Origin of the sequence: Marinobacterium litorale DSM 23545, from assembly GCF_000428985.1 — a bacterium.
Lineage (GTDB): Bacteria > Pseudomonadota > Gammaproteobacteria > Pseudomonadales > Balneatricaceae > Marinobacterium_D > Marinobacterium_D litorale.
In genome coordinates this window covers 1-5,213 of the sequence record NZ_AUAZ01000059.1, presented here as the reverse complement: position 1 = coordinate 5,213, position 5,213 = coordinate 1, and the positions used below count along the sequence as shown (strand labels likewise).

The following is a 5,213-nucleotide window of genomic DNA, read 5'->3' as shown; positions in this document are numbered from 1 at the left end:
AAGAGCGTTGAGATCGTGCGCCACCGGTCTGAGTCTGGCGGCATCTTGCGCTTTGCGATTCTGAACTTGGATAACGGCTTTACCGTGACTGGCCGCCCCAGTGTGGCTGCTTCGCCTGAAAACGACAATGACGAAGTGGGCGTGAAGATCGCGGTCCAGAATGCCGTGTTTGAGCTGTGGCCCTTCTTGGGTTTCAAGCTGGTCCAGCAGCGGCACGAGCAGCAGTCATAACCCCACCACCAAGCCCCGCCAGTCGGGGCTTTTCTTTGGAGGCAAATATGAGACCGATGGATCATTCAGTCGATAAAGAAGTGGTAGCCGATCTGACGGAAACAGATCTGTCGATCTCTGCCATCGCTAGGCGCCGCGGTATTAGCGGCCAAAAAGTACGGAAGATCGGTGCCATGTTTGGTGTTGATATCGATGAGCGCCGGGACCGCCTGGGTCATGTGAATCAGTTCAGCCAGGCCCAAATCGATGAGCGTAACACGAAGATCGGGGCGGACTTGCTGAGCCTTGAGTACATGACGTTGGTGGAGATAGGTGAGCGTCACGGCGTATCCAGTACAACTGTCTATCATGTCGCTAAGAGGCTGGGCATAGATACCAAGGCGCGAAAGCGAATCAAGCAGACCGCATCATCCAATCGAGCAACTGGCGAGATACCCGGCAATCGCCGTTCAACCTACTGGCTAACACAGCCATTCACAGCGAGGCAGTCAGCATGAATACCCAGGTATTAACCGGCGATGTCGGTGATGAGCAGGAGCATGTGGGCAAGCCGGTCTGTATCGACTGTGGCGATCTACTGCGCGATGGCGACAGACTGCAATGCAATCTCTGTGCAGATGAGGATTTAGTGTTGATGGCGAGCCCGACCAACAGTCCGGAAATTCCGGATAGTTCAGACCATATTGCCGACGCCGGGGAAGTGGTCGGCATGGCCGCACGATACCCCGCCTACTACAAAGATGTGCGCCATCTTGATTCTGTCGACGTGTACCAGGTGCACAACCTATTCGGCATTGATGACCCTACCGGCTGCATCCATCACGCCAGCAAAAAGCTACTGCTGTCCGGCGCCCGCACTGGCGGCAAACCGAAACGGAAGGACATCCAAGAGGCTCGCGACACCCTGACGCGTTGGCTTGAGATTACGGAGGTACGCAATGTCTGAGCTGAAGCCCTGCCCGTATCCGTGCGGATGGGATGAGTTGAGCCGGACCATCCACGCCAAGGCTGTCTATTTCGCACGAGCCACCCTCGACGACGACATTCCCGAATCGGTGCGCGAGGCCGGGATAGCTCTTGGGGCTTACGCGATAAAGCTGCTCCGGGAGGCGCAGCAGGCGACGGTGCCGGAGGGGTATGTGGTGGTGCCGGTTGAGTCTCCCGATAAGCGACCGCCCTACGGCCAGCCAATTCTGGTCGCACTTCGCGGAGTGTGGCAGCACGTCACGTACACGCGAGACGGCAGTGACCACAGTGAGGATTGGGTAGAGCCCTACCACTTCGATCACGACGACAACACCCGAGCTTGGTGGAGAGAAGTCACAGCCTGGGTGCTGGTTGAGAACCTGCCGGAGATCACCGCCGCACAGGAGGATCAGCAGTCATGAACCTGAACGAAACCATCCAACAGATGCGCGATGACCTGGAGCGTACCACCCGGATCACCGAGCACGGCAAAAACGAAGTTGTCCGAGCACGGGCTAACGGTCGCCGCATCGAGCTTGAGCGCGCGCTGCGGGTGATCGATCGATTAACCACCGTTACGCCTGCCATGGTCGAAGCTGCCGAAGAGGCTCACATGCCATTCGGGGATATGGAAGCGGCATTGAATGCGGCGCTGGCTGAGGCACGGGAGAAAACCTAATGGGCGTACTAACTCAATTCAAGCAGCCGCAGCTCACCCGAGAACAGGCTATAGCCCAGCTACGTCACGCGATGGAGCAGGCAGCACCCTACTTCAGCGGCCCGTCTGGTTATCAGTTCTACGCTGGCCAGTATTACGGCTGCGTGGGCGATGAACGGTTCAAGCTGACGCGGTCCGGGTATGAATTAGAGGCCGATCTTGAGTCAGTCAGTCGGCTATCAGAGAGGAGGATTTAGGGGTGAATACGGTAAACATGACAGTAACTCCCGAGCAAGCCAGAGAGTGGCTGAAAAAGAACACCACCAACCGAAAGCTATCATCGGAGCGGGTCAGGGTGTACGCCGCCGATATGCGCAATGGCAACTGGCAAAAAACACACCAGGGCATCGCGTTCTATGAGGATGGATCTCTTGCTGATGGACAGCATCGACTGTCGGCCATTATTGAGTCCGGCGTATCGACTGAATTCCTAGTTACGTTCGGTATCACAAAACCGGCAGGAGCGGCTATTGATACGCTTAGAGCTAGAAAGACGACTGATGCAATCAGGATTGGCGACCTATCAACATGGGTCGGAAAAGACGAGGTATCGATTGCCAACTTCCTTCACCGCATAAGCTCCAAAGGCCGCTGCTCGACCTTATCGCCGATCCAGGCGGTTGAATACTGCGAGCAGAATAAGGAGGCCATCCAGTTTGCGTGCCACCATCTGTCTGTGCACCGTAAGGGTGTTACATCCGCCCCTGTGAAGGCCGCTGTTGCTTGCGCCTATCAGCAAGTAGATACGGCTGATCTTATCGACTTTTGCGAGTCGCTGATTAGCGGGTTCGCTTCTGATTCAAACAGGGTCGCGGTAATACGTCTGCGCGAAAAGCTCATAACTGATTCAAGAACTCTACTTGCGGGCGAAGGTGGGCGACGAGAAGTTTTCAAGCTAGCGACTCGCGCCATCAAGGCATTCACGGACAGGCAAGAAATTAGCAAGCTATACGTACCACGCGATCCGGTCTATTCGCCGATTGAAATGCAGTATGAGCGCCGGGAGGTAGAGACAGCATGACCCCCACACACTGGGACTGGCGTAGAGCCTGCCGTCAGGCGAATGGGCATAAGCGGAGGGTGAGATGAGCAAACCACAAATAGCGCTAACTATTGATGCATGGGTTGAGTGCCCGGTGTGCAATACCGGAATTAACCTGCTGGATGTAGATGACACATCAGGCGTTGATCACAACGACGACGGCGCACTGATTAAACAGCTATGCCCGACAGATGGTAAATGCTGGGCAGAGGCCCATGGGGCCGTCCGTGTTGCTGATATCCAGTGCGGAAACTGCGGCCATGTATTCGATTGCGAGGGGGTTGATTGGTGATGAGCGAATCAGCAAAAGCAGTGGGCCGCACAGTCGGAGAAATGCAGGTCACTATCGATCAGCAAGCCGCCGAGATTGAGCGGCTAAACGCGGCCCTGAAAAAGCAAGCTGCCGCTGCCAAAACCGGCATGGATGCAGCTAAACGGGCAAGCAACCTACAACTTGAAGAGGCAAAGCGACTGCGGGCGGAATCTTCGCCGGAAGCTCTGGAAAGTGAGCGGGCCGCCAACGATCAACTGACTGCCGAGATTGAGCGGTTGCGTGGAAAGCTGAACAAAGAAATCGACGCGGCTGCTGACGCAAATGTTCGGTTGATTTTGGCAGAGCAAGAGCGGGATCAGTTGAAAGCAGTTGTAAACTCTCAGCTTATAACTGACGCCTTGAGGCTAATGAGGGCTACGAGCAGCCTATCAGGATGGCATGAAAAGGCCGACGAGTTAGAGTCCGTCATTAACTCGCCAAATAAAGCGCTAGCCGCCCACGAAGCTGAGGTGCTTGAGCGAGTAGCAAACGAGCTTGCAGTAGAAGCTAGCGGGCTGCCATCGCAGCATGAAAACAAATCCCGCGGAAGCAGTACTTATAACTGGCAAATGCATTTCGTGCGCCGCCTGATTGATCGCGCCACCCAACTCCGCACCAGCGCCAGCGCTGAGGAGGTGAAGTCGTGAGCACCGTATTCGTATTGTGCGAGGACTGCTTTCCAGAGGGCATCCATCCGCTGAAGGTATTTGGCAGCAATGAAGAAGCTAAAACGCTTCAAGCCAAAGCTATCGAGTATGACCGCTCAAAACCTCCCTGCCCAGATACGGACGGCGAGGAGGAATGGGACGCATTCGATTCGGAATATGAGGCATGGAGCAAGAACCATCCAATCGATTCAGGATTTGGTGGCTCAACGAACGGTTACGAAATCCTTGAGCTCCCGTATCAAGGCTAGGAGCTTACGTAATGACAGGCAACAAATGGTTCCGAGCCCTGCCCTACATCGTCATAGCGCTGATTGTGGTGGCTGTGATCGGTGCTGGGTATGGGGTTTATGAGTGGGTGGTGGGATGAGCGATAAACACACCCTCTCCCACTACCACGGCGTAAAGCTCTGCAACGACTGCGGTACTGCCCTGCACCGTAACGGCGACTGGTATCTAGGTGGATATACGTCACAGACAGAGCCGCCCTGTACGCCCTATCAGCTATCTGATGAGTGGCTGGAGAGTGCCGAACAAATCGATCTGGAGATAACTCATGGATAACCGTATTACCGCATCCGGCATAACGATGGATGCCACGCCGGAACAGGTAGCAAAACGCCTGGCTAAATACTGGAGCACCTATAACGATCAACCTGGTGTTGCTGAGTACGGGGAAAAGACCGTTATCAATGACGCACTCTACGGGATCGGTATAGCGCTCAGCGATGAGTATCTGTGCGCCGATGGGTTCGCAAAATTTAAAGTGGATCTGAAGCAGTATTTAGATGGGTGTGCGTAACCAAACACCCCGCATTAGCGGGAGCGAACACCAGCGAGTTGTTATGCGAATTTAGAGGATTCAGAGATGACGACAATTGTTGAAAAATGCCCGGCTTGTTCTGGCGATGCCGTTGATAGAAGTGGCCATTGGCAATCTGTTGCGCCAAATGGTGATGAGCTGAACAGAAAGATATATGCCATCGAAAAGGCCGTGACGAAATACTATCTCGCACTCGACAATAGAGAGCATGGCGGGGTAGCTGAAAACAAGGCGTTTAATGAAATTCAGGAAATTCTCGGGATGAGTTGGAAGCGGGGAGAAACTGCTGCATTTTTGGAAGCGCACCCGAAGCTGAAACCGCTATACGCCTAACCCCCGTTTAACGGGGCGAGAAAGCGGAGCTTTTTAGCTCTCGATTGAAATGATTGTTAAAGGGCGAAACCATGAAAGTAAACATACTCTCCGATGGCCCAATTAAAAACTTCACTAAAGGC

At 54.3% G+C, this 5,213-nt stretch carries 13 protein-coding genes; all 13 read left to right on the top strand.

All coding sequences use genetic code 11. The features are described from left to right. Positions 1-231 (top strand): Gp49 family protein (locus G403_RS0120310; protein WP_027855602.1); only part of this gene is annotated, 231 nt, incomplete at its 5' end. Between the two features lie 47 nt (positions 232-278). Continuing rightward, a complete protein-coding gene (locus G403_RS0120305; RefSeq protein ID WP_027855601.1) occupies positions 279-728 on the top strand; it encodes a hypothetical protein in 450 nt (149 codons plus the stop codon). Then, positions 725-1,177 (top strand): hypothetical protein, encoded by a 453-nt coding sequence (locus G403_RS24735; protein WP_051299358.1) that lies wholly within the window; start codon positions 725-727, stop codon positions 1,175-1,177. The genes G403_RS0120305 and G403_RS24735 overlap by 4 nt, the downstream gene beginning before the upstream one ends. Positions 1,178-1,214: 37 nt before the next feature. Continuing rightward, positions 1,215-1,619 (top strand): hypothetical protein, encoded by a 405-nt coding sequence (locus G403_RS0120295; RefSeq protein WP_156899756.1) that lies wholly within the window; start codon positions 1,215-1,217, stop codon positions 1,617-1,619. Then, positions 1,616-1,876: a hypothetical protein gene (locus tag G403_RS0120290; protein ID WP_027855599.1), complete on the top strand. Its 261-nt coding sequence runs from the start codon at positions 1,616-1,618 to the stop codon at positions 1,874-1,876. The genes G403_RS0120295 and G403_RS0120290 overlap by 4 nt, the downstream gene beginning before the upstream one ends. After that, positions 1,876-2,112: a hypothetical protein gene (locus G403_RS0120285; RefSeq protein ID WP_027855598.1), complete on the top strand. Its 237-nt coding sequence runs from the start codon at positions 1,876-1,878 to the stop codon at positions 2,110-2,112. Before G403_RS0120290 ends, G403_RS0120285 begins: the two co-directional genes overlap by 1 nt. 2 nt (positions 2,113-2,114) lie before the next feature. Beyond that, entirely contained in the window at positions 2,115-2,936 is an 822-nt protein-coding gene (locus tag G403_RS24730; protein ID WP_051299356.1) for a ParB N-terminal domain-containing protein, read from the top strand. 64 nt (positions 2,937-3,000) lie between these two features. Further along, on the top strand, positions 3,001-3,249 hold the full coding sequence (locus G403_RS0120275) for a hypothetical protein (protein WP_027855597.1): 249 nt from the start codon (positions 3,001-3,003) through the stop codon (positions 3,247-3,249). After that, entirely contained in the window at positions 3,249-3,917 is a 669-nt protein-coding gene (locus tag G403_RS0120270; RefSeq protein ID WP_027855596.1) for a hypothetical protein, read from the top strand. The genes G403_RS0120275 and G403_RS0120270 overlap by 1 nt, the downstream gene beginning before the upstream one ends. Then, positions 3,914-4,186, top strand: coding sequence for a hypothetical protein (locus G403_RS0120265; protein ID WP_027855595.1), 273 nt, complete (start codon positions 3,914-3,916; stop codon positions 4,184-4,186). The genes G403_RS0120270 and G403_RS0120265 overlap by 4 nt, the downstream gene beginning before the upstream one ends. A gap of 115 nt (positions 4,187-4,301) precedes the next feature. After that, the gene (locus G403_RS25415; protein WP_156899755.1) at positions 4,302-4,499 is read left to right on the top strand and encodes a hypothetical protein; all 198 of its coding nucleotides are present in this window, start codon (positions 4,302-4,304) and stop codon (positions 4,497-4,499) included. After that, positions 4,492-4,737, top strand: coding sequence for a hypothetical protein (locus tag G403_RS0120255; RefSeq protein ID WP_027855591.1), 246 nt, complete (start codon positions 4,492-4,494; stop codon positions 4,735-4,737). Before G403_RS25415 ends, G403_RS0120255 begins: the two co-directional genes overlap by 8 nt. A gap of 66 nt (positions 4,738-4,803) precedes the next feature. After that, complete coding sequence (locus G403_RS0120250; RefSeq protein ID WP_027854271.1) at positions 4,804-5,091, top strand: hypothetical protein; 288 nt, start codon at positions 4,804-4,806, stop codon at positions 5,089-5,091. Positions 5,092-5,213: the final 122 nt, after the last annotated feature.